Source organism: Bradyrhizobium liaoningense (assembly GCF_018130825.1).
Lineage (GTDB): Bacteria > Pseudomonadota > Alphaproteobacteria > Rhizobiales > Xanthobacteraceae > Bradyrhizobium > Bradyrhizobium liaoningense_B.
Genome location: NZ_JAFCJS010000005.1, coordinates 94,605 through 119,275, shown reverse-complemented (window position 1 = coordinate 119,275; position 24,671 = coordinate 94,605). Strand labels below are relative to the sequence as shown.

Genomic DNA, 24,671 nt, shown 5'->3' with positions numbered 1-24,671 from the left:
CTCGCGAGGGTCCGGTGCCACCTTGCGGCGACGCCGGACCCGATCCGCCGTGCTCTTACTTCGTGTCCTGGATACGCTTGACGAGGCCCTGCAGCTTCTCGTCGCCGGCGAACTTCTGGTACACCGGCTTCATCGCGTCGACGAACTCCTGCTTGTTGGCGATCGTGACGACCTGAACGCCGGCCGCCTCGACGGTCTTGCGGGAGGCCTGCTCGCGCTCGTCCCAGAGCTTGCGCATGACCGGCACCGACTCCTTGGCCGCCTTGCGGACCATCGCCTGATCCTCCTTGCTCAGCGTGTCCCAGACCTTTTTGGACATCACGAGAACTTCGGGCGCAAGCGAGTGCTCGGTGACGTTGTAGAACTTGGCCGCCTCGAAATGGCGTGAGGACTCGTAGGAGGGCCAGTTGTTCTCGGCGGCGTCCACGAGGCCGGTCTTGAGCGCGGTGTAGACCTCGCCATAGGGCATCGGCGTCGGGTTGGCACCGAGGCTCTGGATCATGCCGACCCAGAGGTCGGATTGCTGGACGCGGATCTTCAGGCCCTTGAGGTCGGCAAGCGACTTGACCGGGGCCTTGACGGTGTAGATGGACCGGGCGCCGCTGTCGTAATAGGCAAGGCCGACCAGGCCCGCGGGCTCCATCGCCGCCAGGATCTCGTCGCCGATCGGCCCGTCAAGGACGGTGCGCATGTGCTGCGTGTCCCGGAAGACGAAGGGCAGGCACAGGGCGATGGTTTCGGGCACGAAGTTGTTCAGCGGCGATGCGTTGATCCGCATCATGTCGAGCGCGCCGATCTTGAGCTGCTCGATGGTGTCCTTTTCCGAGCCCAGGGCGCCGTTCGGAAACACCTTCACGCCAAGCTTGCCGCCGCTCGCCGTCGCGAGCTGCTTGCCCATGAACTTGACCGCCTCGACGGTCGGATAGTCGGCGGGATGGATGTCGGCGGAGCGGAAATCGCGGGCGGTGGCCAGGGGCGCTGAGACCGCCAGCACGGCGGCTGCGATGATACCGGTGAGTGTCTTCATCTAGGCTTCCTCCTGAGGTGATTATGTCGTTGTCGGGCAGGCTGCGGGCCGTCTTGGGTCGCTCCACTTCAGGCGTGAAGTCAAGCGCCAATGTCGTCCCTAGGGCGGGCGGCATTCTCTGTCCAAGCCAAATCCAGCATCGATCAATGCAAGAGTTGCATCGATCGATTTCTGGCGCAATTCGCACTATGGTGAGTTTGGCGGGCTGGCTGGACGTCGCTGCCACGTGACTTGACGCCTCCAATGGCGCCCTCTCAAGATGTCCCGAACACCGGACTGCCTCGAGGAAATGCCCATGCCGCGGAAGCTGATCGATATTTCCGTGCCACTGCGAAACGACGTGACATCCGATCCGCCCGGCAATCACCCGACGATCCAGTACATCGACCACCGGCAGGGCCTGCCGCGCATGCTGCAGTTCTTCGACGGCCTCAAGGCGGAAGACCTGCCGGACGGCCAGGGCTGGGCCGTGGAGCAGGTCTCGCTGTCGACGCATAACGGCACGCATCTCGACGCGCCCTGGCACTTTCACCCGACCATGAACCGCGGCGAGCGGTCATGGACCATCGACGAGGTGCCGCTGGAGTGGTGCTTTCAGCCCGGCGTGAAGCTCGACTTCCGGCATCTGCCTGACGGCTATGTCGTGACTGCCGGCGACGTCGAGGCGGAGCTCAAGCGCATCGGGCACGCGCTATCGCCGCTCGAGATCGTCGTCGTCAACACCAGCGCCGGCGCCAAATTCGGCGAGGCCAGCTACGTCAACTCGGGTTGCGGCATGGGCTATGAGGCCACCATGTATCTGCTCGAGCGCGGCGTGCGGCTGACCGGCACCGATGGCTGGAGCTGGGACGCGCCGTTCATCTACACCGCAAAGAAATATGCCGAAACGAAAGACGCGGGCCTGATCTGGGAAGGTCACAAGGCGGGACGGCACATCGGCTATTGCCATCTCGAGAAGCTGCACAATCTCGATCAGCTGCCCTCGACCGGATTCACGGTCTCATGCTTCCCGGTGAAGATCGAACGCGCCTCCGCGGGCTGGACCCGCGCGGTCGCCATCATCGACAACTAGACGCGACGCATCACTCGCCGTCGAGGCCGCTCTCGGCGAGTTCGCGCAACGCATCGATATCGAGCACCACGATGGCACCATGCTCGAGACGAACCCAACCGCGACCAGCCCAGGCGCGCAATTGCTTGTTGATGCTCTCGCGCGTCATGCCCACCATCTCGCTGATCTCCTGCTGGGTGATGGCGAGCGTGCCGCTGCCTGAGTCGAGCTTGCGCTCCTCGGTGAGGCCGAGCAGCGCGCTTGCCAGCCGCCCGGGCAGATTTTGCAGGATCACCTGCTCGACCTGCTGGCTGGTCCAGCGCAGGCGCGCGCAGAGCAGTTCGATGAACTTCATCGCCAGCGCCGGCTGACTCTTCACGAACGGCAGGAAGTCGCGGCGGTCGATGATGTAGAGCTCGCAATTGGTGTTGGCGGTCGCATCCGCCGATCGCGGCGCACCGTCGAGAACCGCGATCTCGCCAAAGATCTCGCCGGGGCCGATCAGGTTGAGAATCGCATTCCGCCCGTCGGGCGATGAGGACGATATCTTCACCGTTCCGGTGATCACCGCGAACAGGTTGTTGCCGGGATCACCCTTGGCGGCGATCGTTGCGCCGCGCTTCACGGTGGTGTGCTTGGCGTAGCGGCAAAGCTGATCGAGCGCCTCCGGCTCCAGATCCGCGAAGATCGGGTGCTTGCGCAGGACCGATAATTTGTTGCCCGCTGATTGCCGGGGGTCGCCGGTCTTGTCCTGAGGCACGCCGCTGGGCTCCTAAGACTGCGAGGCACTGGAGTTCCTGCGTAGTCAGTGTTGCCCGGCTTTTCAACCGGAAAGCATGCCCGCGGTTTTAGCCAAATGCGGCGAAATTGCCTCGACCCGGCCGGTCGTCGGCATCCGAAGGATGCGTCAGTGCAGTCGGGTCGATGCAGAGTTGCAGACACCGCAAGTCGCAATTGCGTTGAGGCGCTGCCGAACGTCCCAAAGCCGGCCGGGCTAGAATCGACCGCTAATATATCAAATGGGACCTACGATCAGGAGCTTCAGCGCTTGGAATCAGGGTCAATCCGGCCTGCGCTGGTTTGCCGGTCCGCCCACGCCAGAGCTGCGGCAAAAGTGACGAAGATCGCCACGACGACAATGGTCATCAGCAACGCGTCAGCAGGCATCATGCTCCTCCCGGATTGTTTGAGGGCATTATTTGCGGCGGGTGCCGAGCGTCATTGATCGGGATCAAAAAAACGAGAGCCTTGTGGAAAGCCCGTCAGGCTGCGGCGAGAGCCTCGACTCGTGCCGGGTCGAGCAGGCTGATTCCGCCGTGAATGATCTCGATCGCACCGTGGCGTTCGAGCTTGGTGAAGGTGCGGCTGACGGTTTCGATGGTCAGGCCGAGATAGTCGGCGATGTCCTGGCGGCTCATCGGAAGCGGAACGGTGTCGGACGGCCCCTTGAGCGCCAGCAGCCGTTCCCGCCAGCCGAGCAGGAAAGCCGCGACCTTCTCGTCCGCCGAGCGGCGGCCGAGCAGAACCATATGGTCGCGTGCCTGGCTCAACTCGCGAATAGCCAGCTCGTTGATTCGCCTGAGCAGCTGCGGACGATCCTCGATGAAACGGCCAAAGGGCGCTTTTGCGAACTGGCAGACGGTCACCGCACCGATTGCATCGGCCGAAAAATTGTGACGGCCGGAAAGATTCATCCCTAGGAAATCGCCGGGCAACGCGAAACCCACGATCTGTCGCCGGCCGTCGGGCAGCAGCTTGTACAGCCGCATGACGCCCTCAAGGACGTTGTAGAACGAGGTCGTGATGTCCTCCTCGGAGAACACGGTCTCGCCCGAGGAGAAATGGACGCGGCGTCCGAGATGCTCGAATTCCTTGAGCTCTGCCGCGTCCAGCGACGAACAGACGGCCGATCCACGTACGGCACAATCGCTGCAGAAATGTCCGTTCGGCTCAATCGTGACCACGGAAGGCTTCATCCACCGCTCCAAGCGTCGGCCCAGCTCCGCCCCAGGCCGAGTCCGCCACGCGCGACTGCATTTTACTGCGCTGCCACAAACGCGGTTGACCCAGATCAATTTTGGCCTCCCTCCCCCCCTTTATTCTGTGCCGAGAGTTCGAGGGGACCCCGCCTTCCATGTTTCAGCGCGCACTCCGCCAGGGCCTGGTTGGCCTGCTTCTGATCACGCCTGCACTGGCGGCCCCCACCGCCGAACAACGCGGCAAGGCCTTTGCACGGACCAATTGCGCGCGCTGCCACGCGATCGACCGCGTCTCGGAGAGCCCGCTCAAGATCGCGCCCCCGCTACGTTTCCTGCACCGGCGCTATCCGATCGAGACCCTTGGCGAGGCGCTGGCGGAAGGCATCTACACCGGTCACGCCGACATGCCCGCCTTCGAGCTCAGTCCGGACCAGATCCACGATCTGCTGTCCTACCTGAAGACGCTGGAATAACGAGCTTCACACCGCCTGCACCGTCCAGCCGATCAGTTCCTTGGCGATGCGGGCGAAAGCCGTGTCGAACGCCGCGACGGCGGCCGCCGGCTCGACCTTGTCGAGCTTCTCGCTGGCCTCAATGATGCGGGACGCGACCGCCTTGCCGTTCTTGTCAACGATCCGCGCCGACAGGGCGATCTCGACCCTTATCTCGCCCTCCGTGGCGATCCGGAAGCGCCTGATATCGATCAGAAGCTGGTAGTCCGCTTGGCCAAGGTCGGTGGTGCGCAAGGGCGCATGGGCAATGTCGTAATTTTCAAAGCTGTCGATCAGCCGCGCCTGGACCAGCTTCGGGATGCTGTCGGCCCACAGGAAATCGGCAAAGCCCGGGTTGTCACCCACGGGAGAGAACAGCATGCGCTGGGTCTGGAGCATCGCGACCGCGGTAGGCTCGGGAATGGCCAGCGACGCGGAGAAAGTCTTGCCGGCGGGGCCAAGGTTCTGCGGCGCGCGCAGATCGTAGGTGATCTTCTGCGCGGGCGTCCCGCCACCGGTCATCTTCTCGAGGCCTGCCAGGATGCCGTCGATCTTGCCGGTGTTGCGCGCGAGCCCGTCGGAGAATGTCTTGAGATTGGCGATGGTGTCCTTCAGCGGACCGGAATTATCCTCCAGCACGGTGTCGACCCGCCGCAGCGCGTCGCGCGCGGCCTGCGTCATGCTCTGACCTGCACCGGCCTCGGCGATCAAGGTCAGCGGCTCGCCGGACCTGGCGACGATCATGCCGCCCTCGAGCGTCACCACCGGCACGCCGGTCAAGCCCTGGAAATCGAGCCCGACCCTGGTGTCGGCGCGCACGGGTGTCGCTGAAGCTACCGAGATCGTCGCGTTGACGAAGCGCGGGTTGTCCGGCGCTAGCCCGAGCTGGGTCACCTCACCGACGCGGATGCCGTTGAACAGCACGCCGGCACCGACCAGCAGGCCCGGCACCGGTCCCTGGAATTGCACGTGATAGTTCGTCCGCGGCCCGATGCCGCCGGTGTTGTTGAGCCAATAGACGAAGCCGAACACCGCGACAATCGCGGCCAGCACGAAGCTGCCGATCAGCACGTAGGGAGCGCGGGTTTCCATGTCTCATCTCATCTCGTGTTGCAGCATCTGCGAGCGCTTGCCGTGGAAATAGGCGCGCACCCAGGGATGCTCGGATTGCAGCAGTTCGCGCATCGGCCCGATTGCGACGATCTTGCCGTCGGCGAGCGCGGCGACGCGGTCGCAGACCGTGGTGAGGCTGGCAAGATCATGGGTGACCATGAACACGGTCAGCCCGAGGGTCCTTTGCAGGGTCCTGATCAGCGCGTCGAAATCGCCGGCGGCGATCGGATCGAGGCCGGATGTTGGCTCATCCAGGAACAGGATTGGCGGATCGAGCGCGAGCGCGCGCGCCAGCGCCACGCGCTTGGTCATGCCGCCCGACAGCTCCGACGGATATTTGTCGGCATCCTGCGCCCGCAATCCGACCATCTCGAGCTTGGCGATCGCGATCTCGTCCATCAGCTCCTGCGACAGGACGAGATTTTCGCGCAGCGGAAACTGGACGTTCTGGCGGACGGTCAGCGAGGAGAACAGCGCGCCCTGCTGGAACAGGATGCCCCAGGCCGTGGCCGCGCCTTGCGTGCGGCCGCCGATCGGCTGCCCCATGACCTCGATGGTGCCGCTCCGGCGCGGGATCAAGCCGATGATGGTCCGCATCAGCACCGACTTGCCGCCGCCGGACGCACCCACCAGCCCGAGGATCTCGCCGCGGCGGACGTCGAGCGACAGATCGTCGAGCACGGTCTGGCGGCCGAAGCCGACCACGAGGTCGCGAACCCTGATCGCGAGCTCTTCCTGTTGTTCGCCCATCGTCACATTCCGATCGAGGCGAAGAAGATCGCGAACAGGCCGTCAAGCACGATCACCAGGAAGATCGACTTCACCACCGACGTCGTCGTCTGCCGCCCGAGCGACTCGGCGCTGCCCTTGACGCGCAAGCCCTCGCTGCAGGCGACGATCCCGATCACCAGCGCCATGAACGGCGCTTTCAGGATGCCCACTTCGAAATGGGTGACGGAAATGGCCTCATGCAGCCGTGCGATGTAGATCGCCGGCCCCATGTCGCCATAGAACTGCGCGACCAGGCCGCCGCCATAGAGCGCGGCAATCGATCCGATGAAGGCCAGGATCGGCAGCGCGATGACCAGAGCCGCAACGCGGGGCAGGATCAGAACGTCGACGGGATCGAGCCCCATGGTCGAGAGAGCATCGATCTCCTCGCGCATCTTCATCGAACCGAGCTCGGCGGTGTAGGCGCTGCCCGAACGTCCCGCAACCATGATGGCGACGATCAGCACGCCGAGCTCGCGCAGCACCAGGATGCCGACCATGTCGACGGTGTAGGACTCCGCGCCGAACCTGCGGAAATGGAAGAATCCCTGCTGGGCGATGATGGCGCCGATCAGGAACGTGATCAGAACAACAATGGGGATCGCCTGCCACCCGATGCGGTAGAGCTGGTAGACCAGCGACGTCAGCCGCAGCGTACGCGGCCGGCGCAGCACCCCCGCGACGGCCATGAACAAGGCGCCGAGCATTTGAAGGAAGATCGTGACGTCTTCGCGTGCACCGACCGTGGCCTTGCCGAGATCGTTCAACCTGAGCAGAACCGAATTGGCTGCGGACGTCGGCGCCGACGGATGGCGGTTGACCTGGCGCACCTCCTCCATGAGGCCGCTGAAATGGTCGGCGACACCGACGAATTCCGCCGGCCTGCCCGATGAGGCGGCCCGGCGCGACAGCTTTTCCAGGACCCAAGCGCCGAGCGTGTCCAGCGCGCTGATGCCCGACATGTCCAGGGTCACAACTCTCGACCGATCGACCTCGGCTCCGACCGACCGGGACAGAGTTTCGAGCGTGGCCACATTCGCCGCGGTCCACGGCCCTTCCGGGCGCAATTTCAGCCCATCGCCAGAGGGCGTTGCCAGCAACAGCGGTTCGGTGTTCACGCTTCCACCTCATCGGGACAACTGATCCCCATTCAGCCGCCACTTCTAGGCCAGCGTGTGGCGGCCGGTTTGACTTGTCTCAAGAGCAGAACCTGCCGACGTCTTGACGCAGGTCAAGCGCAGTCGTGCCGGCGGGCCCTAGGTTCGTTCCATTCAATGGAGACATCAAATCCATGTTCGACAGCGACAGGATGAGCGAAGAACTGCGGACTTTGAAGGTGGACGTCACGCGCCTCTTGAGCACGGCCGGCGAGGAGATGTTCGACAGTTCGAAGGAGCGTGCCGAGGCTCTGGCCGATCAGATCAAGGCCGCGCTTGCCGAACTCGGCGAGACCGTCAGCGACGAGCAGGAGCAGCTTCAAGGCCTCATTACGGAGCGCCCGATCACATCGCTCGCCTCGGCCTTCGCGCTCGGCGTGGTCGTCGGCTTCATGCTGAGGAGACACTAGGTGAATAGCGAGAATGTCGTCAAACATCTGCGCCTCTTATGGCGCACCGACAGGATCATCGCGGACATCAGGCTGCGCCACCTCCTGACGGGCCTCGGCCTGCGCGCCTTTGCGGCGCTGATCGCGGCGTTCGGGCTCCTGATGCTGGAGCTGTCGGCCTATTTCGCGCTGGTCCAGATCTGGAGCGCCATCGCCGCGGCCGCCATTCTCGGCGCCGTCAATTTTGCCATTGCGGCGGTCCTCTTCGTCATTGCCGGCCGCGCTCCGTCCGGCCGCGACATCGAGCTCGCCAATGAGATCCATGGCGCCTCCATCGAGGCCCTTCAGCTCGAGGCACGCGCGCTTCAGGCTCAGGTGTCGGGCGCGGTGCATCATCCGCTGAGCACGATTGTGCCGGTGCTGGTGCCCCTGATCGCGATTATCGTCAAGTCTTTGCGAACCACTGCGAAGACATCTGGCAAGACATCCGCCGCTGCAAATTCGGCTGAAGCGCCCTCCTAGCAGAGGCGCTCAGAGCTTGAGCCGGACGTCGCAGATATCAGGCTCGGTCGGATCCGGCTTGACCTCGAAACCGAGTTGCCGGCACATCTCGAGCATCACGGTATTCTCCTGAAGCACATCGCCCGAGATCGCCTTCAGCCCTTCCGACCTCGCGTAGGTGATGATCAGCTGCATCAGGGCCCATCCGAGCCCCCTGCCCTTGAGATCGGATCGCAGCAGGATCGCATATTCGCCGCTCTCGTAGATCGAATCCGAATGGAGCCGGACGACGCCGACCATCTCGCCGGTCGCCTCGTCGAACGCAATGAACGCCATCGCGCGAGCATAGTCGAGCTGGGTCAACCGCGCGATGAATTCGTGGGTGAACTCCTTCATCGGCGCGAAGAAGCGCAGGCGAAGGTCATGAGGCGTCACGTGACGCAGGAACTCGTGGATGGTCGGCTCGTCCTCGGGACGCAACGGCCGCACGAAGATCCGCCAGCCGTCCTTGAGCTTGAGGCGACGCTCCCACTGCGACGGATAGGCGCGAACGGCGAAGTTGGCGGGGCCAGAGCCTACAAATTTCCGCTGCGACGGCGCCACCACGACACGGGCGTCGACCGCCGTCACGCCGGTCTCATCCGCAAGCAGCGGGTTGATGTCGAACTCGCGAATCTCCGGAATATCGGCCGCCATCTGCGCCAGCTTGACCAGCACCATGGCGGCGGCGTCCTGCTTGACGGCAGGCACGTCCCGATAGGCGCGCAGCAGCCGCGAGACCCGCGTGCGATCAATCAAGTCACGGGCAAGCTGCAGATCGAGCGGCGGCAGCGCGAGAGCCTTGTCATTGATGATCTCCACCGCCGTTCCGCCCCGGCCGAACACCACGACAGTGCCGAAGGTGGGATCGTCGGCAAGACCGAGGATCAGCTCGCGCGCCTTCGCCTTGACGACCATCGCCTGGACGATGACGCCGCCGATGCGGGCCTCGGGCCGCAGCTTCCTGGCCCGGGCAAGAATATCGGTAGCGGCCGCGCGCACCGCCTCCGCCGTCGTCAGATTGAGCACGACGCCGCCGACATCGGATTTGTGCACGATGTCGCGCGACATGATCTTCAGCACGACGGTCCCGCCTTGTGCAAAAATCTCGTTCGCGCAGACCACGGCCTGCTCGACATCACCGGCGGCATAGGTCGGCACCATCGCGATGTCGTAGGCTTCGAGCAGGTGCTTGATCTCGACAGGCTCGAGCCATTTGCGGCCGTCGGCGATGGCTGCGGCGACGATCTGCCTGGCAGCCCGGGCGTCGGGTACGAACGTGTCGGGCATCGCGGGGGGAACCTGGCTCAGCTCCTCGACCACTTCGCGATGCCGGACCAGATGCATGAAACCGCGCACGGCATCGTCCTCGGTCGGATAATTCGGCATGCCGGCGTCGGACAGCGCCCGAACAATCTGCTGGTCGGCTCCAACCCAGGCGGCCAACACGGACTTCGACCATCGGCCGTGCTGCTTGCGATATTTGCCGACGAGCTCCGTCACGGTCGTGGCGATGTCGGCGGCCGAAGCGATCGCGGTTTGCACATTGAGGACGAGGACGGCATCATTGTCGGGATCGGCGAGCAGAACCTCCAGCGCCGCGGCGTAGCGCGAGGCATCGGCGTCACCGACGATATCCACGGGATTTGCACCGGACCAGGTCGGCGGCAGCACGTCGTCGAGTTTTCTGCGTCCATCGGCCGAGATGGTCGCAGGGATGCCGCCAAGCTCGACCAGACGATCGATCGCGAGGACGCCGATGCCGCCGCCATTGGTAAGGATGGCCAGCCGCTTTCCGCTCGGCGATTCGACGCGACCGAGCGTCTCGGCGCAGTCGAACAGCTCGCGCAGATCGGAAACCCGCAGGACACCTGCACGGCGGAACGCCGCATCATAGACGGCGTCGGCGCCCGCGAGCGCGCCCGTATGGGTCGCGGCCGCCTTTGCCCCCTGCGCCATGCGGCCGGACTTCACCACGACGACCGGCTTGACGCGCGCCGCAGCACGCGCCGCCGACATGAACTTGCGCGCGTCCTTGATGGACTCGATATAGAGCAGGATCGCGCGGGTCTTGTGATCCAACGCGAAATAGTCGAGCAGGTCGGCAATGTCGACGTCGATCTGATCACCGATCGAGACGATGCCGGAGAAGCCGACGCCGCGCTGCGCGGCCCAATCCACCATGCCGGCGGCGATCGCGCCGGATTGTGAAATCAGCGCGAGATTTCCCGCTCCCGGCATGTGCGCGGCAAAGCTGGCATTGAGGCTCACGCCGGGCATCATGATGCCGAGGCAGTTCGGCCCGATCAGCCGCATGCCGTATTTGCGGGCTGCAGCGATTGCGGCCTCCTGCAGCGATCCCGGCCCATGGCCCAATCCGGCCGAGACGATCAACGCGCCTGCCGAGCCGCGCCGCCCGGCCTGGTCGATGATGCCGGGAACCTCTCGCGCCGGCGCGGTGATGACCACCAGTTCGGGCACAAACTCCAGCCTGTCCAGGCTCTTGACCGAGGCAACGCCGGCGATCTCCGCGTGGCGCGGATTCACCAGGCCGAACTGTCCCGTGAACTCAGACTTGCGAATGTTCTCCAGAACGGCGCGTCCCACGGAGACCGGGCGGGAGCTCGCACCGACAAGCGCGACTGAACGCGGCGACAGCAGATTCTTCAGGCGATAGGTTGACATGAAAGCAAATGCGCCCGGTCGGGGGCGGTTCCGATGGTGATCAGGCTGGAAAGCTGACGGCGAGCCTAGTGCGAGATCATAACCCAGCACGGTGGCTGGCCAATGACGGTCTTTGTCACACCGCCCCAAACGATCTCGTTCAGGCGTGAATGATGGTAGGCCCCCATCACGATCGCATCGATGGCGTTGGAATTCGCCCAGCTTCCGAGCACCTTGCCGACCGAGCTGCCGCCGCCCTTCGCCGTTTCGAACGAGGCGTAGACACCGTGTTCCCTCAAATGCTCGACGAGCGAGGTTCCGGATTGCACGATCTCGTCCGTCTTGTCGTCTGCCACAGTTACCACGCGGACCGAGGCCGCAGCCTGAAGGACAGGCATCGCGTCGCCAACTGCGCGTGCCGCACGCGCGGAGTGATCCCAGGCAATCATGACGTTCTCGAATTCCGGTCGCAGTACCTCCACATGCTGTTCCGGGCACAGCAACAGCGGTCGCCCGGATTCGAACAGGAGCGTCTCGATGATATGCTCCGTTCGGCTGTCATGCGGCTTCACGGGGACCAGGATGAGATCGCTGAAACGCGCATGTTCGGCCAGGATCGGCGCGATCTGATCCGCCGGCACCTTGCCCGACCGGCTTTGGGCCCGAACGTTGGCGCGGGATGCCGCACCGGTGAAGGCGTCCAGCAGACGTTGCACATCGCCGGCTGCAGGCGTCCCCCTCGCCTCGGCGGCCTCGAAATCGTCGGGCAGCAGCACTTTCGGTCGCACGAAGAGATCTTCCTCGAGCGCAAGCGCGGTGATCCTGGCACCGAGATCGGCGGCGACAGAAACGCATTTCTCGATCACTGCAAGGGCCGGTCCACGCGGCTGGCCGACAAGCGGCAGAAAGACGTCCTTGATGGGCATCGGCATTCTCCTTAGCTGCCAGAATAGGCCGGCTTTCGTCAGGATGCTTGATCCTCGTCAAGCCTCGGGAACTGCCCGACCGGCAAGGACGGGCATTGACGGAAGTCAAGGACTGGCCGCGCGCTGCCATTCTATGGATAGTTCGATCGGAGCGGTCTGCCCCGGAGAGACTGATGCGTGCGATGGTGTTGGCGGCCCCGCGAACGCGGCTCCGGATGGAGGAGCGCCCCGATCCAATCCCGGGCGAGGGCCAGATCCGGGTCAGGGTCAGCGCTTGCGGCGTCTGCCGGACCGATCTTCATGTCGTCGATGCCGAACTGCCCGACATCCGCTATCCCATCGTGCCCGGCCATGAAATCGTCGGCCGCGTCGATCTCATCGGCCCCAATGTCACAACCCATGCGCTGGGCGACCGGGTCGGCATTCCCTGGCTCGCCTTCACCTGCGGAAATTGCCAGTTTTGCCGGGAGGGAATGGAAAACCTCTGCGACCGCCCGCTCTTCACCGGCTATACAAGGGACGGCGGCTATGCAACGCACGTGATCGCCGACGCGCGCTACGCCTTTCCGCTCGGCGAGGCCGGCGACGACGTGGCTCTCGCCCCTCTGCTGTGTGCTGGCCTGATCGGCTGGCGTTCGCTGGTCCTGGCCGGCAAGGCCGAGCGGCTCGGCATCTACGGCTTCGGTGCCGCCGGCCACATCGTCGCGCAAGTCGCCGTCTGGCAGGGGCGATCGGTTCATGCGTTTACGCGGCGCGGAGATGTGGCCGCACAGGACCTCGCACGCCGGCTCGGCGCCGTCTGGGCCGGCGCTTCGGACGAGACGCCGGACACGCCGCTCGACGCCGTCATCATCTACGCGCCTGCCGGCGAACTCGTGCCGGCCGCTTTGCGCGCCGTTCGCAAAGGCGGCCGCGTCGTTTGCGCCGGCATCCATATGAGCGACATTCCGAGCTTCCCATATGATCTGCTCTGGCAGGAACGGCAGTTGATCTCCGTTGCCAATCTCACCCGACAAGACGGTCTCGATTTTCTGAGCATCGCCCCGCAAGCCGGCGTGCGCACCGAAACGACCGCGTTCCCGCTCGATCAGGCCAATGAGGTCCTGGACAAGCTGCGGAATGGACAAGTTCTCGGCGCCGCCGTGCTGAAGCCCTGACCGCATCTTGGAACACCAGCTCCGATGACAGACGAAACGGCTGCCCAGGAACGGATCTTCGCGGCGCTCTGCACCCATTCCGGCGTGACGCGGATCGATACCCATGCCGCTTCGGTCTTTCTCGACGGACCGCGGGCGCTGAAGATCAAGCGAGCCGTCCGGTTTCCGTTCCTCGACTATTCGACGCTCGAGAAACGCAAGGCGGCCTGCGAGGAAGAGATCAGGATCAACCGGCCACTGGCGCCGCAGATCTATCATCGCGTCGTGGCGATCACCGAGGAGGCGGACGGATCGCTGAAGGTCGACGGCAGTGGCCGGCCGGTCGAGTATGCGGTCGACATGTCCCGCTTCGATGAAAGCCGGACGCTGGATCATCTGGCGAAGGCCGGTCCGCTCGATGCGAGCCTCGCCTCGGCAACCGCCGACGCCATCGCGGCTTCGCATGCGGCGGCGCCCAGCGCCAACGGCAAGGCATGGGTTGCCTCCATCCCGGGCCTCATCGATGCAAACAGCAATGGCCTGCGGAAGGGCAACCATCTCGAAGCCGAGAAGATCGAGCAGCTCGGCGAGGCCTCGCACGCGATGTTGCTGCGCCTGCAGCCGCTGCTCGAGGAGCGCGGCCGGCAGGGCTTCGTGCGCCGTTGCCATGGCGACCTGCATCTTGCGAACATCGTCTTGATCGGCGAACAGCCCGTCCTGTTCGATGCCATCGAGTTCGATGCGCAGATGGCAACCGTCGACGTGCTCTACGATCTCGCATTCGCCCTGATGGACCTGCTAAGCCATGACCAGGCCGCGGCAGCCAACATCGTGCTGAACCAGTATCTGACCACCTCGCCCGTCGAAACTCTCGATGCGCTGTCCGCCCTGCCCCTGTTCATGTCCATTCGCGCGGCAATTCGTGCGCAGGTGGCATTGGCGCGGCTGACGCGGCCCGATGCCGACCTGAGCGGAATTCTCGGCGAAGCCCGTCGTTATTTCGATCTCGCCCGGGCTCTGATCGCTCCCCCCGCCCCGCGCCTGATTGCAGTCGGCGGACTATCAGGCACCGGCAAATCCGTCCTCGCCCGCGCCCTGGCGCCCTACGTCGCGCCGCAGCCGGGAGCCGTCGTGCTGCGCAGCGACGTCATCCGCAAGCAGCTGTTTCAGGTGGGACACACCGACCGACTGCCGCCGTCCACGTACCGGCCTGAGGTCACCGCGCGCGTCTACGAGCTGCTGGCGCAGCGTGCCGGACGGGCGCTGGCGCAAGGCCATTCCGTCATCATCGATGCGGTCTTTGCACGCGAGTCTGAACGGGACGAACTGGCCGCTCTGGCCAGCGAACGCAATGTGCCGTTGAGCGGACTATTCCTCGTCGCCGACCTTGCGACCCGTCAGGCCCGCATCGGCGGCCGCCATGGCGATGCCTCCGATGCCACGCAGGAGGTTGCCGCGCAGCAAGAGCACTATAATATCGGTCACATCGGGTGGGCGACCATCGATGCATCCGGCACACGGGAGCAGACGCTCCAGAGCTGCCGGGACGCGATCGCAAGGCAAGCAAGGCAATCTGATTGACGCGGGCAAGGATGTCGCGACCCACCAAGAGCTCGACGGCGCCCACCAAGCCGACGACGCGACGAAATGTCCTGCCCGGCCGCCTCAGCCCCGGCATGGCCTGCGACACCGCATTCCGCATCATCGCCCGCCGCCATCTCGATGCCGTGCTAGCTCAGCACGACGGCACATGCCTTGGCGACCCGGAGGCACTGCATCAGATCCGGATCGCGCTGACGCATCTGCGCACCGCCATCCGCTTCTTCTCGCCCATGGTCGACGACGGCCTGCGGCCAAACGTCTGGGCCGAGCTGAAATGGCTGAATAGCCAGCTAGGCATGGTGCGCGACCTCGACGTAGCGATCGACCGGGTGATCGCCGAGAGCGGTGGCGAGCTTGACGTGATTGCCGAGCTCCAGCACTGGGACGAGAAACGCGCCGAGAGCCACCGCTTGCTCGCGCGCGCCCTGCAGTCCGCGCGCTTTCGGCGCCTGGTCGAGCAGACCTCGACCTGGATCGAGAGCGGCCCCTGGTCGACCCGGCGCAGCAAGGAGGCGGTCAGGTTGCGCCGGTGCCCGCTGGCCGACCACGCGACGGCCCGCCTGACCGAATGGGAAGAGACGCTGCTCAGGAAGGCCCGGAAGCTGCGCAAGCTCGACGTCGAGAGGCGTCACAAGCTTCGGCTTCTCAACAAGCGGATGACCTATTCGGTCGAGTCGCTCGCGGACCTGTTCGCCGACGAATCCTTGACGAAGCAGAAGTCGATCCTCAAGCAACTGAAGAAGGCGCAAAAATCCCTGGGACAATTGAACGACGATGCGCGCGGTCAGGCGCTGGCCGCCTCGTTGAACGGCGCCGGCCCCGAGGCCGGCATTCGCTTCCTCGACCGCAAACGGGAAAAGAAGCTGTTGCGGAGTGCCTCGAAAGCGTACCGGAAACTGGACAAGGCCAAGCCGTTCCGCTCGTCAGATCTTGCGCCGAATTCCACGCCTGACGATTAGGTGTGAACGTAGTCGCCCGGCGCGTCGGGCAGTCCGTCAATGTCTCCGCCCCCGATCGACGGTGGGTCGCAAGGCGCGCCTGAGCGCGCCGCCAGCCATTGCGCCCATTCCGGCCACCACGAGCCCTCGACATGCGGCGCCAGCTTCACCCACTCCTCCGGACCGACATAAGGCGCATCCGCGGCCTTGGTCTTGACCTGGTAGCTGTGCCAGGCCTCGTCGGGAGGCGCGACGATGCCGGCGTTATGACCGCCGCTGGTCAACACGAACGTCACGTCGGCGTCGACCTGGTAATGGATCTTGTAGACCGATCGCCAAGGCGCGACATGGTCGGCGAGCGTGCCGACCACGAACATCGGCGTGTGAATGTCGGATAGCGAGACGCTCTTGCATTCGACGCGATAGCGACCTTCGGCCAGATCGTTGTGCAGGAACAGCTTGCGCAGATACTCCGAGTGCATACGATAGGGCAGCCGTGTGGCGTCGGCGTTCCACGCCATCAGGTCGCTCGGCGGCGAGCCGTCGCCCATCAGATAGTCACGCGACAGCCGCGACCAGATCAGCTCGTTGGAGCGCAGCAGCTGGAACGCTCCGGCCATCTGTGTCGTGTCGAGATAGCCGCGCTGCCACATCATGTCTTCGAGGAAGGCAACCTGGCTCTCGTTGATGAAGAGCGTCAATTCGCCGGCCTCCCTGAAATCGGTCTGCGCGGCGAGGAACGTGATGGTGCCGAGACGGCTATCGCCGCCGCGTCCCATGGCCGCAGCGGCAATCGACAGCAAAGTGCCTCCCAGACAGTAGCCGAGCGCGTGAACCTTCCGGCCGGGCACGATCTGACCGATCATGTCCAATGCGGCCATCACGCCCAGCTTGCGATAGTCGTCGAAGGCCACATCCCGGTCGTTCTCATCCGGATTGTGCCAGGAGATCGCGAAGACGGTGAAACCTTGACCGGTCAGATATTTGACCAGGGAATTCTGCGGCGACAGATCGAGGATGTAGTACTTCATGATCCAGGCCGGCACGATCAGGATCGGCTCCGGCCGCACCTGCGCGGTCGTCGGATGGTACTGGATCAGCTCGATCAGGGCGTTGCGGTAGACGACCTTGCCGGGCGAGGCGGCCACCGTTTTGCCGACGACAAACTGATCGTCGCCAGCCGGCTTCGAGACGGAGAGCAGGCGCATCAGGTCGCTGCACCAGTTTTGCCAGCCGAACACAAAATTCTCTCCGCCGCTCTGGAACGCCTTTTCCAGAACCTGCGGATTGGTGGCCGCGAAGTTCGAGGGCGCCAGCATGTCGAGCATCTGGCGCATCGAGAATTCGACGATGGCTTCATTTGCCTGGGACACGCCGCGTATGCCGGTCGTGGCATCGTGCCACCAGCGCTCCGTGAGCAGGAACCCCTGCGCGAGCAGATTGAACGGCGCGGCTTCCCATTGTCGATCTTTGAAGCGGCGATCCCGCCCCTGCGGCCGAATGACGGACCACGGCTCTTGCGACGCCGCGTGCGCGGCAGCTTGCAGGAAGCGGCCGGTATCGCGAAGAATGTTGCGGGAAAGCTCGATCTGGTGCTGTGGCGCCGCCGCAAGATGCGCGGCCCAATCGAGCCAGGCGAGCGACAAGGCGACGGGCGAAATCCCGCCCGTGAACCGCGCCAGCATGGCATGAAACGCGCGGTCGAGCGGATACGAATCTGACGCGGGCGGGCAATCGCAGGCAGCCGGCGTCCCTGCGACCCTTTCGGGAATCGCGACAGAGATCTCGGCAACCGGCTCGACGGAAGGAGCTTGCAGCGGCGCTTCGGCCCGTGGAAAGATCTTCACGACGCTCATAACTGATTGTTCCTGCGGCTTCCGTTCTACGCTTGCAGCAGGATATTGCGACGCTTCCGCCGCGCGTTGAGCTGCATCAAATCCCGGCAGGGATCACGATTGCTCAATCAGGACAAAACGGCTTTGTCCGCTTGACCTGGGTCAAACCGCAGCCCGACGGTCGGGCTAGGTTTTGCGCAGTGAAATTCGACATGCCAGCGGAGTTTTTCCATGCGCGCCCATCAGATCATGACCCGGTCGGTCATCTCGGTCACCCCCAACACCAGCATCGTGGAGGCGGCGAACATCATGCTGAAGCGGCATGTCAGCGGCCTGACGGTGGTCGACGAGGCCGGCCGGCTGGTCGGCGTCGTCTCGGAAGGCGATTTCATCCGCCGCAGCGAAATCGGCACCGGGCGCAAGCGGGGTCGCTGGTTGCGGTTCATCCTGGGTCCGGGAACATCGGCCAGTGACTTCGTCCAGGAACACGGCCGAAAGGTTTCCGAGGTGATGACCCCCTCGCCCGTGACCATCACCGAAGATACGGCACTTGCCGAGATCGTCGATCTCATGGAGCGGAACAACGTGAAGCGCCTGCCGGTGGTGCGCGGCAACGTGGTCGTCGGGATCGTGTCCCGCGCCAATCTGCTGCAGGCAGTCGCAGGGCTGGCCCGCGAAGTGCCGGACCCGACGGCCGACGACGATCACATTCGCAGCCGCATCATCGACACCATGGAAAAGAACGACTGGTGTCCGTTCGGGCTCAACGTCATCGTCCGCGACGGCATCGTCCATCTCAGCGGCGTCATCACCGAGGAACGCGCGCGGCAGGCCGCGGTCGTCGCGGCGGAGAATGTCGAAGGCGTGAAGAAGGTGCACGACCATCTGTGCTGGGTCGACACGATGTCCGGCGTCTATCTGAACTCGCCTGAAGACGACGATCTCGCCAAAGCGAGCTGACAAGACAAGCTGCCAGGGCGAACTGAGGAGTTGGCGCGTCTCAGCGGGGAATGACGGCAGTCGCCTCGATCTCGACGCGAGCCGCCTTCTCGACCAGCCGCACGACCTGGACCAGCGCCATCGCCGGATAATGCGCACCGAAGACGCTGCGGTAGACCTTGCCGAGTTCCTTCAGGTTCGCCAGGTACTCGTCCATATCGACGACATACCAGGTCAGGCGCACGAGGTGTTCGGGGCGTGCGCCGGCCTCGTTCAGGATTGCGGCGATGTTGCTCAGGGTCTGGTGGACCTGCGCGACGAATCCGTCGGCGAGCCGTTCGTCGGCATCCCAGCCGATCACGCCACCGGTGACGACGATCCGCCCTTCGGCAGCCATGCCGTTGGCATAGCCTTTCGGCACCGGCCAACCGGACGGCTGGAGGATCTGCGCCGCCAAACGTGCACCATTCTCGTCGGCGGTCGGCAGCACCGCAAGCTGCGGGCCTTTCGGCGTCGTCACGGACAATTCTCTATCCTTCTCTCATTCTGCCGCGACGCCCGAGGACGTCGCCGCGGCCTGCGCGAGTTGCCGCAGGGCAAAACGTTTCAACTTACCGGTTTCGGTCTTCGGGAGTTGCGTCACGAACTCGATGGCGCGCGGATATTTGTACGGCGCGATCTCGCGTTTGACATGCTCCTGCAATTCGGCTGCGAGCTGAGCGTCCGGCGTCACGCCGGGTGCGGCGATGACATAGGCCTTCACGATCATCCCACGTGCCTCGTCCGGCGCACCAACCACGCCGCACTCGACAACAGAAGGGTGCGTCAGCAGCGCCGCCTCGACGTCGGTGCCTGCGATATTATAGCCCGCCGACACGATCATGTCGTCGGAGCGTGACTGGTACCAGAAATAGCCGTCGCTATCCATCAGATAGGTGTCGCCGGTGATGTTCCAGCCGTTCTGGACATATTTGCGCTGCCGCTCATCGGCGAGGTAGCGGCAGCCGGTCGGCCCGCGCACCGCGAGTCGCCCCATCGTCCCAGGCGGCACGTCGTTGCCTGCATCGTCGACGATCTTCGCCTCATAGCCCGGCACCGGCTTGCCCGTGGCGCCCGGGCGGATCTCGTCCTCGGTCGCGCTGATGAAGATGTGCAGCAGCTCGGTCGAGCCGATACCGTCCATCAGCTTGATGCCTGTGGCCTTGAGCCAGGCGTCGAATGTCGGCTTTGGCAGTGTCTCACCGGCCGAGACGCACTTCCGAAGCGAGGAAATGTCGCGGCCCGCGAGCTTGCCGATCATCGCCCGGTACGCCGTCGGCGCGGTGAAGCAGACCGTTGTCTTGTACTGCTCGATCGCCGTCAGGATGTCGTCCGGCGTCGTCTTCTCCAGCACCACGAAGGAAGCGCCGATATGCATCGGAAACAACACGCCGCCGAAGCCGAAGGTGAAGGCGAGCGGCGCCGAGCCGACGAAGCGATCCTTCTGGTCGGCGCGCAGGATGTTGCGCGCGTATCCATCGCAGACGGCCAGCATGTCGCGATGGAAGTGCATGGTACCCTTGGGATCGCCGGTCGTGCCCGACGTGAAGGCGATCAGGCAGATATCGTCGGACGCGGTATCGACGGCCGTGAACTCGGGGCTGGCATCGGCGATCAGCGCCTCGAGCGAGTCGGGCGCGCCATTGCCCCAATAGACGACCCGCTTGAGACCGGGCGCAGCTTGCTTCGCCTTCTCCATCTCGTCGGCGAGCTTTCCGTCGCAGAGCGCCAGCGCGATTTCCGCCTTCTGGATCGGATAGGACAGCTCCTTGGCGCGCAGCAGCGGCATCGTCGCCACGCAAATTCCGCCGGCCTTGATCACGGCGAGATAGGTCGCGACCATCATCGGATTGTTGGCCGAACGCAGCAGCACGCGTCCGCCGGTGACGAGACCAAGCTTGCCGACCAGCACATTGGCGATGCGGTTCACGAGCGCCTGCAGCTCGCGATAGGTATAGCTCACGGCGGGACTGATGACGCAAGGCGCATCGCCGTGGCCCTGCTCCACCCAGCGATCGACAAAATAGCTGACGCAATTCAACCGCGGTGGATAGTGCAGCTCCGGCCGCGTGAAGATGAATTCGGGCCAGAGCTCGCGCGGCGGCAGATGCTGCCGCGCGAATGTATCGACATGGGCTGTCGCGGCGTTGCCGTCATACGAGCCCGACGCTTGAACCTTGGCGGCGTTGGCCATCGCACGCTCCTTTGCGCATGGAAAGCACCCGGCAGCACTATCTGGGAAACATTTTAGGCTTAAAACAATTTGGCGCAATAGCGGATTTTGGGCATCCCGTGCATTTTGCTGCGGCAAAGTGGATTGGCAGACCGGCCGACGGTGGCCTTAAGGCCGGCGGCGCGCGGCCGATTTCTGCGCCGACGCCTTGGTCTTGGCGAGGAGGCGCATCAGCTCGCGCACGTCCTTCGGCGTCAGGTCGGCGAAGAGATCGGCGATCCAGGTCTCGTGTTCCGCGGCCATCCTGCGAAACTCGGCGCGGCCGAGCTTTGTCAGGCGGATCACCTGGACGCGGCGGTCGGTCTCCGAGGTACGGCGGTCGAGATGGCCCGATTCCACCAGACGTTCGACGAGACCGGTGACGTTGCCGTTGGAGACCATCATGCGCTTGGAGACGTCGGACAGCGTCATGCCGTCGGGCGCCTTGTCGAGCTGCGCCATCAGGTCGAACCGAGGCAGCGTGACGTCGAAGCGCTGCCGCAGCCGGCCGCGGACCTCGCCCTCGATCAGGGTGGTGCAGGTCAGCAAGCGCAGCCATAGCCGAAGCTCTTCGGCATGGTCCTCCGGCGTCTCGACGGCCTTGGTCTCGGAATCAAGCATCTGATGCAGTCATTGACGGCAGGCATTGGCGCCGGCACGGATTCCCCAACGTTTTGAGCTTCAAATAAATTGAGGCCGGCCGCAAGTCCAAAGCTGCAGCAATCGACCGCACGTCGATTTCTTTAGGCTTCAAATAATTGGCGCGCCGCTTGCATGCTCGCTGTGCCCCGGGATGGCGACGTCTTGAGCCTTGCTTGCCGCGGCAGCCATCATCGGCATAAGCTTGGATTGGAGTACGCGGCTTGCTGCGCAGGCCCTGATGTCACGAGGGACAAGAAATGAAAATGCAATTGACCTTGACCGCAGCCGCCTTGCTGCTCGGCACCGCAATGAGCCCCGCCCTCGCCCAGGAGAAGATCAAGCTCGGTGTGATCGTGACTCTGTCGGGGCCCGCCGCCGCGCTTGGCCAGCAGGTTCGCGACGGCTTTGCACTCGCGGTGAAGGACCTCGGCAGCAAGATGGGCGGCCGCGATGTCGAGGTCGTGGTGGTCGACGACGAGCTCAAGCCGGACGCGGCGGTGACCAAGGTCAAGGGCCTGCTCGAGCGCGACAAGGTCGATTTCGTGGTCGGCCCGATCTTTTCCAACATCCTCCAGGCCATCCACCGGCCCGTCACGGAATCGAAGACCTTCCTGATCAGCCCCAATGCCGGGCCGTCGACTTTTGCCGGCAAGGACTGCAACCCATACTTCTATGTGACGTCGTATCAGAATGACCAGGTGCACGAGATCCTCGGCAAGGTCGCGCAGGATCGCGGCTACAAGCGCATGTACCTGATGGTACCGAACTATCAGGCCGGCAAGGACTCGGTCGCCGGCTTCAAGCTCGACTACAAGGGCGAGATCGTCGAAGAATCCTACATGCCGCTGAACACGCTGGACTTCCAGCCGGAGCTGTCCAAGATCTCCTCGCAGAAGCCCGATGCGCTGTTCACGTTCATGCCGGGCGGCCTCGGCGTCAACCTCGTCAAGCAGTACCGCCAGGCGGGCCTCGCCGACACCATTCCGGTGCTCTCGGCGTTCACGGTCGACGAGTCGACGCTGCCGGCACAGCAGGACGCCGCGGTGGGTATGTTCGGCGGCGCGAACTGGGCACCCAATCTCGACAATCCCCAGAACAAGAAGTTCGTCGCGGCCTATGAGGCCGCCTATAACATCGTGCCCGGCACCTACGCCTTCCAGGCCTATGACGCCGCGATGCTGATCGACAGCGCCATCAGGAGCGTGAAGGGCGACCTCTCGAACAAGGATGCCGTCGGAGCCGCGCTGAAGAAGGCGGATTTCACCTCACTGCGCGGCGCTTTCAAGTTCAACACCAACGGCTATCCGATCCAGGATTTCTACCTGACCAAGGTCGCCAAGCGTCCGGACGGCAAGTTCCAGACCGAGATCGTCCAGAAGGTCTTTGAGAATTACGGCGACCGTTATGCCAAGGATTGCAAGGCGGCCAACTGAGGCCGCGCGTCGCGTTACGGGAGGACTGCAATGAAGAGCGAAATCACCGGCATCACGCGGGCCAACGAAGGGATCCAGGGCATCTCCTGGAACATCCTCGGCCAGACCTATGTGCCCAAGAGCTACGCCGAGAACAGCTTCTCCTGGCACGCGACGCTGCCGCCGGGCACGTTCGTGCCGCCACACATTCATCCCGACCAGGATGAATATCTCTACATGCTGGAGGGCAAGCTCGACTTCGTGCTCGGCAATTCGGAGGCGCAGGCGACCGCCGGCGACCTGATCCGTCTCGGCATGGGCGTGCCGCACGGCATCTTCAACAAATCGGAGCAGACCGCAAAGGTGCTGTTCTGGGTCTCGCCGAGCCGCAAGCTGTTCGATCTGTTCTGGGGCCTTCACAACATGAAGGAACAGAAGCCCGAGGACGTGGTGGCGATGGCCGCCGAGTTCAACATCCACTTCCTGCCGCCGCCTCCCGGCGGCTAGCGACACGCGTCAGGCGCGAACCGCCGCGAGTCCCGGCACGGCGGCGAAGCCTGCCTTGGTAGCGTAGCCGCGCACGATGGCCTCACGCTGGGAATAGCTCAGCACGTTATCAACATTGTCGAAGCCGTCGGGCGCGAGCTGCTCGACGGCATCGATGACGCCCTCGGGGCCGCCGCGGCGGTTTGAGCGGACGATATCTGCGGTCATCGGCAGGCGCTTCTTCTCATATTCGAGCAGGGCCTGGCGCGGATGCTCGGCACGCACCAGCGCATCCGCGAGGCAGCGCGCATCGAGGATCGCCTGCGAGGCGCCGTTGGAGCCGACCGGGTACATGGGATGTGCGGCGTCGCCGAGCAGCGTGACGCGTCCGGACGACCAGTACGGCAAGGGATCGCGGTCGCAGGTCGGGTACTCGTAGAATTCGGGCGTGGCCGAGATCAGGCTCTTGACGTCGATATAGGGCACCGAGAAGCGCGCCACATGCGGCATCAGCTCCTCGCGCCGGCCCGGCCGTGACCAGTCCTCCTTGCGCGGCGGCGGCGCATTGCCCTCGCCGACCTTCACCAGCACCGCCCAATTGGTCAATCGGCTTGCGGGGCTCGATCCCTCCGCGATCGGATAGATCACCACCTTGGCGTTGAGGCCGCCGGCCACGATCATCGACTTGCCGGTGAGGAACAGCGGCCAATCGCGCGCACCGCGCCACAGCATCAGGCCGTTCCAGCACGGCGGCCCCTCGTTCGGGAACAATGTCTCTCGGACGCGTGAATGGATGCCGTCGGCGCCGATCAGGATATCGCCACGCGCAGTATGGATGTGCGCGCCGGCGCGATCGAAGAAATAGGAGGTGACGCCACCCTCGTCCTGCGTGAAGGCGCCGAGCCGACATCCGGTGTGGATCGCGTCCTCGCCGAGCCGCTCCTCGACGGCACGATGGATGACGCCCTGAAGGCGACCGCGATGGATCGAGAATTGCGGCACGTCGTGGCCTGCGTCGATGCCGCGGGCTTCGCGCCACACCTCCTGGCCGTGGCGGTTGAGATAGTAGAGCTGGTCGGTGCGGATCGCGACGTCGTCGAGCTTCTGCAGCAGACCGAGGCCTGCGAGCTCGCGCATCGCATGCGGCAGCGTGTTGATGCCGACACCGAGCTCGCGGATGGTCTCGGCCTGTTCGAAGACCTCGCAATCAATGCCGCGCGAGCGGAACATCAATGCCGTGGTGAGCCCACCGATACCGCCACCGACGATAATCGCCTTCATCGCCCTTACTCCACTCGAAATACGCCAGGCAATGGGGTTAA

At 64.3% G+C, this 24,671-nt stretch carries 24 protein-coding genes; 10 read left to right on the top strand and 14 right to left on the bottom strand.

The window, feature by feature from the left end:
* Positions 1-55: 55 nt before the first annotated feature.
* Positions 56-1,027 carry a TRAP transporter substrate-binding protein gene (locus JQ603_RS22450; protein WP_018643162.1) on the bottom strand — a complete coding sequence of 324 codons (972 nt, stop codon included), beginning with the start codon at positions 1,025-1,027 and terminating at the stop codon, positions 56-58.
* A gap of 295 nt (positions 1,028-1,322) precedes the next feature.
* Here JQ603_RS22450 and JQ603_RS22445 point away from each other — a divergent pair, with 295 nt between their 5' ends.
* Complete coding sequence (locus JQ603_RS22445) at positions 1,323-2,099, top strand: cyclase family protein (RefSeq protein WP_212342612.1); 777 nt, start codon at positions 1,323-1,325, stop codon at positions 2,097-2,099.
* 10 nt (positions 2,100-2,109) lie between these two features.
* On the opposite strand, the gene JQ603_RS22440 is transcribed toward JQ603_RS22445, so the two are convergent.
* The 3 genes from JQ603_RS22440 to JQ603_RS22435 form a co-directional block, all read right to left on the bottom strand.
* Positions 2,110-2,838, bottom strand: coding sequence for a Crp/Fnr family transcriptional regulator (locus JQ603_RS22440; RefSeq protein ID WP_212342610.1), 729 nt, complete (start codon positions 2,836-2,838; stop codon positions 2,110-2,112).
* A gap of 281 nt (positions 2,839-3,119) precedes the next feature.
* Complete coding sequence (locus JQ603_RS38330; RefSeq protein WP_271585193.1) at positions 3,120-3,248, bottom strand: hypothetical protein; 129 nt, start codon at positions 3,246-3,248, stop codon at positions 3,120-3,122.
* A gap of 92 nt (positions 3,249-3,340) precedes the next feature.
* Positions 3,341-4,054, bottom strand: coding sequence for a Crp/Fnr family transcriptional regulator (locus tag JQ603_RS22435; protein ID WP_212343291.1), 714 nt, complete (start codon positions 4,052-4,054; stop codon positions 3,341-3,343).
* Positions 4,055-4,212: 158 nt separating this feature from the next.
* On the opposite strand from JQ603_RS22435, the gene JQ603_RS22430 reads away from it, so the two are divergent.
* Positions 4,213-4,530 carry a c-type cytochrome gene (locus JQ603_RS22430; RefSeq protein ID WP_212342608.1) on the top strand — a complete coding sequence of 106 codons (318 nt, stop codon included), beginning with the start codon at positions 4,213-4,215 and terminating at the stop codon, positions 4,528-4,530.
* 6 nt (positions 4,531-4,536) lie between these two features.
* Here JQ603_RS22430 and JQ603_RS22425 read toward each other — a convergent pair whose 3' ends face one another.
* From JQ603_RS22425 to JQ603_RS22415, 3 genes are read right to left on the bottom strand one after another with little or no spacing between them, the layout of a single operon-like run.
* A complete protein-coding gene (locus JQ603_RS22425; protein WP_212342606.1) occupies positions 4,537-5,640 on the bottom strand; it encodes an ABC-type transport auxiliary lipoprotein family protein in 1,104 nt (367 codons plus the stop codon).
* A 3-nt stretch (positions 5,641-5,643) separates the two neighbouring features.
* Positions 5,644-6,411 (bottom strand): ABC transporter ATP-binding protein, encoded by a 768-nt coding sequence (locus JQ603_RS22420; RefSeq protein WP_212342604.1) that lies wholly within the window; start codon positions 6,409-6,411, stop codon positions 5,644-5,646.
* Positions 6,412-6,413: 2 nt separating this feature from the next.
* Complete coding sequence (locus tag JQ603_RS22415; RefSeq protein WP_212342603.1) at positions 6,414-7,550, bottom strand: ABC transporter permease; 1,137 nt, start codon at positions 7,548-7,550, stop codon at positions 6,414-6,416.
* Positions 7,551-7,723: 173 nt separating this feature from the next.
* Here JQ603_RS22415 and JQ603_RS22410 point away from each other — a divergent pair, with 173 nt between their 5' ends.
* On the top strand, positions 7,724-7,999 hold the full coding sequence (locus JQ603_RS22410; protein ID WP_212342602.1) for a hypothetical protein: 276 nt from the start codon (positions 7,724-7,726) through the stop codon (positions 7,997-7,999).
* Entirely contained in the window at positions 8,000-8,500 is a 501-nt protein-coding gene (locus tag JQ603_RS22405; RefSeq protein WP_212342601.1) for a phage holin family protein, read from the top strand.
* A gap of 9 nt (positions 8,501-8,509) precedes the next feature.
* Here the strand turns inward: JQ603_RS22405 and JQ603_RS22400 are convergent, their stop codons facing one another.
* Positions 8,510-11,203 carry a bifunctional acetate--CoA ligase family protein/GNAT family N-acetyltransferase gene (locus JQ603_RS22400; protein WP_212342600.1) on the bottom strand — a complete coding sequence of 898 codons (2,694 nt, stop codon included), beginning with the start codon at positions 11,201-11,203 and terminating at the stop codon, positions 8,510-8,512.
* A 65-nt stretch (positions 11,204-11,268) separates the two neighbouring features.
* Positions 11,269-12,108, bottom strand: a complete 840-nt coding sequence (locus tag JQ603_RS22395; RefSeq protein ID WP_212342599.1) for a universal stress protein — start codon at positions 12,106-12,108, stop codon at positions 11,269-11,271.
* 173 nt (positions 12,109-12,281) lie between these two features.
* Here JQ603_RS22395 and JQ603_RS22390 point away from each other — a divergent pair, with 173 nt between their 5' ends.
* Genes JQ603_RS22390 through JQ603_RS22380 form a run of 3 tightly spaced genes read left to right on the top strand, consistent with a single transcriptional unit; the run spans position 12,282 to position 15,805 of the window.
* Complete coding sequence (locus tag JQ603_RS22390; protein WP_212342598.1) at positions 12,282-13,265, top strand: zinc-dependent alcohol dehydrogenase family protein; 984 nt, start codon at positions 12,282-12,284, stop codon at positions 13,263-13,265.
* Positions 13,266-13,289: 24 nt separating this feature from the next.
* Positions 13,290-14,825: an AAA family ATPase gene (locus JQ603_RS22385; RefSeq protein ID WP_212342596.1), complete on the top strand. Its 1,536-nt coding sequence runs from the start codon at positions 13,290-13,292 to the stop codon at positions 14,823-14,825.
* 11 nt (positions 14,826-14,836) lie between these two features.
* Positions 14,837-15,805 carry a CHAD domain-containing protein gene (locus tag JQ603_RS22380; protein WP_212342594.1) on the top strand — a complete coding sequence of 323 codons (969 nt, stop codon included), beginning with the start codon at positions 14,837-14,839 and terminating at the stop codon, positions 15,803-15,805.
* Here JQ603_RS22380 and JQ603_RS22375 read toward each other — a convergent pair.
* Complete coding sequence (locus JQ603_RS22375; RefSeq protein WP_212342592.1) at positions 15,802-17,640, bottom strand: PHA/PHB synthase family protein; 1,839 nt, start codon at positions 17,638-17,640, stop codon at positions 15,802-15,804. The genes JQ603_RS22380 and JQ603_RS22375 overlap by 4 nt on opposite strands.
* A gap of 210 nt (positions 17,641-17,850) precedes the next feature.
* Between JQ603_RS22375 and JQ603_RS22370 the strand changes: the two genes are divergently transcribed.
* A complete protein-coding gene (locus JQ603_RS22370) occupies positions 17,851-18,579 on the top strand; it encodes a CBS domain-containing protein (protein WP_212342590.1) in 729 nt (242 codons plus the stop codon).
* 40 nt (positions 18,580-18,619) lie between these two features.
* On the opposite strand, the gene JQ603_RS22365 is transcribed toward JQ603_RS22370, so the two are convergent.
* The 3 genes from JQ603_RS22365 to JQ603_RS22355 form a co-directional block, all read right to left on the bottom strand.
* Positions 18,620-19,078, bottom strand: a complete 459-nt coding sequence (locus JQ603_RS22365; protein WP_433996650.1) for a RidA family protein — start codon at positions 19,076-19,078, stop codon at positions 18,620-18,622.
* Between the two features lie 21 nt (positions 19,079-19,099).
* Positions 19,100-20,791 (bottom strand): benzoate-CoA ligase family protein, encoded by a 1,692-nt coding sequence (locus JQ603_RS22360; protein WP_212342586.1) that lies wholly within the window; start codon positions 20,789-20,791, stop codon positions 19,100-19,102.
* A 147-nt stretch (positions 20,792-20,938) separates the two neighbouring features.
* Positions 20,939-21,430, bottom strand: coding sequence for a MarR family winged helix-turn-helix transcriptional regulator (locus JQ603_RS22355; protein WP_035971233.1), 492 nt, complete (start codon positions 21,428-21,430; stop codon positions 20,939-20,941).
* A 278-nt stretch (positions 21,431-21,708) separates the two neighbouring features.
* On the opposite strand from JQ603_RS22355, the gene JQ603_RS22350 reads away from it, so the two are divergent.
* Positions 21,709-22,884, top strand: a complete 1,176-nt coding sequence (locus JQ603_RS22350) for an ABC transporter substrate-binding protein (protein WP_212342584.1) — start codon at positions 21,709-21,711, stop codon at positions 22,882-22,884.
* Positions 22,885-22,914: 30 nt separating this feature from the next.
* Positions 22,915-23,370, top strand: a complete 456-nt coding sequence (locus tag JQ603_RS22345; RefSeq protein WP_018643141.1) for a cupin domain-containing protein — start codon at positions 22,915-22,917, stop codon at positions 23,368-23,370.
* Between the two features lie 9 nt (positions 23,371-23,379).
* Here the strand turns inward: JQ603_RS22345 and JQ603_RS22340 are convergent, their stop codons facing one another.
* Positions 23,380-24,630: a flavin-dependent oxidoreductase gene (locus JQ603_RS22340; RefSeq protein WP_212342582.1), complete on the bottom strand. Its 1,251-nt coding sequence runs from the start codon at positions 24,628-24,630 to the stop codon at positions 23,380-23,382.
* Between the last annotated feature and the right edge of the window lie 41 nt (positions 24,631-24,671).

Coding starts and splice junctions, on each gene's coding strand:
- JQ603_RS22390 (WP_212342598.1), top strand. CDS start 12,282: ATGCGTGCGATGGTGTTGGCGGCCCCGCGAACGCGGCTCCGGATGGAG.
- JQ603_RS38330 (WP_271585193.1), bottom strand. CDS start 3,248: ATGATGCCTGCTGACGCGTTGCTGATGACCATTGTCGTCGTGGCGATC.
- JQ603_RS22400 (WP_212342600.1), bottom strand. CDS start 11,203: ATGTCAACCTATCGCCTGAAGAATCTGCTGTCGCCGCGTTCAGTCGCG.
- JQ603_RS22380 (WP_212342594.1), top strand. CDS start 14,837: ATGTCGCGACCCACCAAGAGCTCGACGGCGCCCACCAAGCCGACGACG.
- JQ603_RS22345 (WP_018643141.1), top strand. CDS start 22,915: ATGAAGAGCGAAATCACCGGCATCACGCGGGCCAACGAAGGGATCCAG.
- JQ603_RS22350 (WP_212342584.1), top strand. CDS start 21,709: ATGAAAATGCAATTGACCTTGACCGCAGCCGCCTTGCTGCTCGGCACC.
- JQ603_RS22450 (WP_018643162.1), bottom strand. CDS start 1,027: ATGAAGACACTCACCGGTATCATCGCAGCCGCCGTGCTGGCGGTCTCA.
- JQ603_RS22425 (WP_212342606.1), bottom strand. CDS start 5,640: ATGGAAACCCGCGCTCCCTACGTGCTGATCGGCAGCTTCGTGCTGGCC.
- JQ603_RS22340 (WP_212342582.1), bottom strand. CDS start 24,630: ATGAAGGCGATTATCGTCGGTGGCGGTATCGGTGGGCTCACCACGGCA.
- JQ603_RS22355 (WP_035971233.1), bottom strand. CDS start 21,430: ATGCTTGATTCCGAGACCAAGGCCGTCGAGACGCCGGAGGACCATGCC.
- JQ603_RS22395 (WP_212342599.1), bottom strand. CDS start 12,108: ATGCCCATCAAGGACGTCTTTCTGCCGCTTGTCGGCCAGCCGCGTGGA.
- JQ603_RS22370 (WP_212342590.1), top strand. CDS start 17,851: ATGCGCGCCCATCAGATCATGACCCGGTCGGTCATCTCGGTCACCCCC.
- JQ603_RS22420 (WP_212342604.1), bottom strand. CDS start 6,411: ATGGGCGAACAACAGGAAGAGCTCGCGATCAGGGTTCGCGACCTCGTG.
- JQ603_RS22375 (WP_212342592.1), bottom strand. CDS start 17,640: ATGAGCGTCGTGAAGATCTTTCCACGGGCCGAAGCGCCGCTGCAAGCT.
- JQ603_RS22385 (WP_212342596.1), top strand. CDS start 13,290: ATGACAGACGAAACGGCTGCCCAGGAACGGATCTTCGCGGCGCTCTGC.
- JQ603_RS22410 (WP_212342602.1), top strand. CDS start 7,724: ATGTTCGACAGCGACAGGATGAGCGAAGAACTGCGGACTTTGAAGGTG.
- JQ603_RS22430 (WP_212342608.1), top strand. CDS start 4,213: ATGTTTCAGCGCGCACTCCGCCAGGGCCTGGTTGGCCTGCTTCTGATC.
- JQ603_RS22445 (WP_212342612.1), top strand. CDS start 1,323: ATGCCGCGGAAGCTGATCGATATTTCCGTGCCACTGCGAAACGACGTG.
- JQ603_RS22360 (WP_212342586.1), bottom strand. CDS start 20,791: ATGGCCAACGCCGCCAAGGTTCAAGCGTCGGGCTCGTATGACGGCAAC.
- JQ603_RS22435 (WP_212343291.1), bottom strand. CDS start 4,054: ATGAAGCCTTCCGTGGTCACGATTGAGCCGAACGGACATTTCTGCAGC.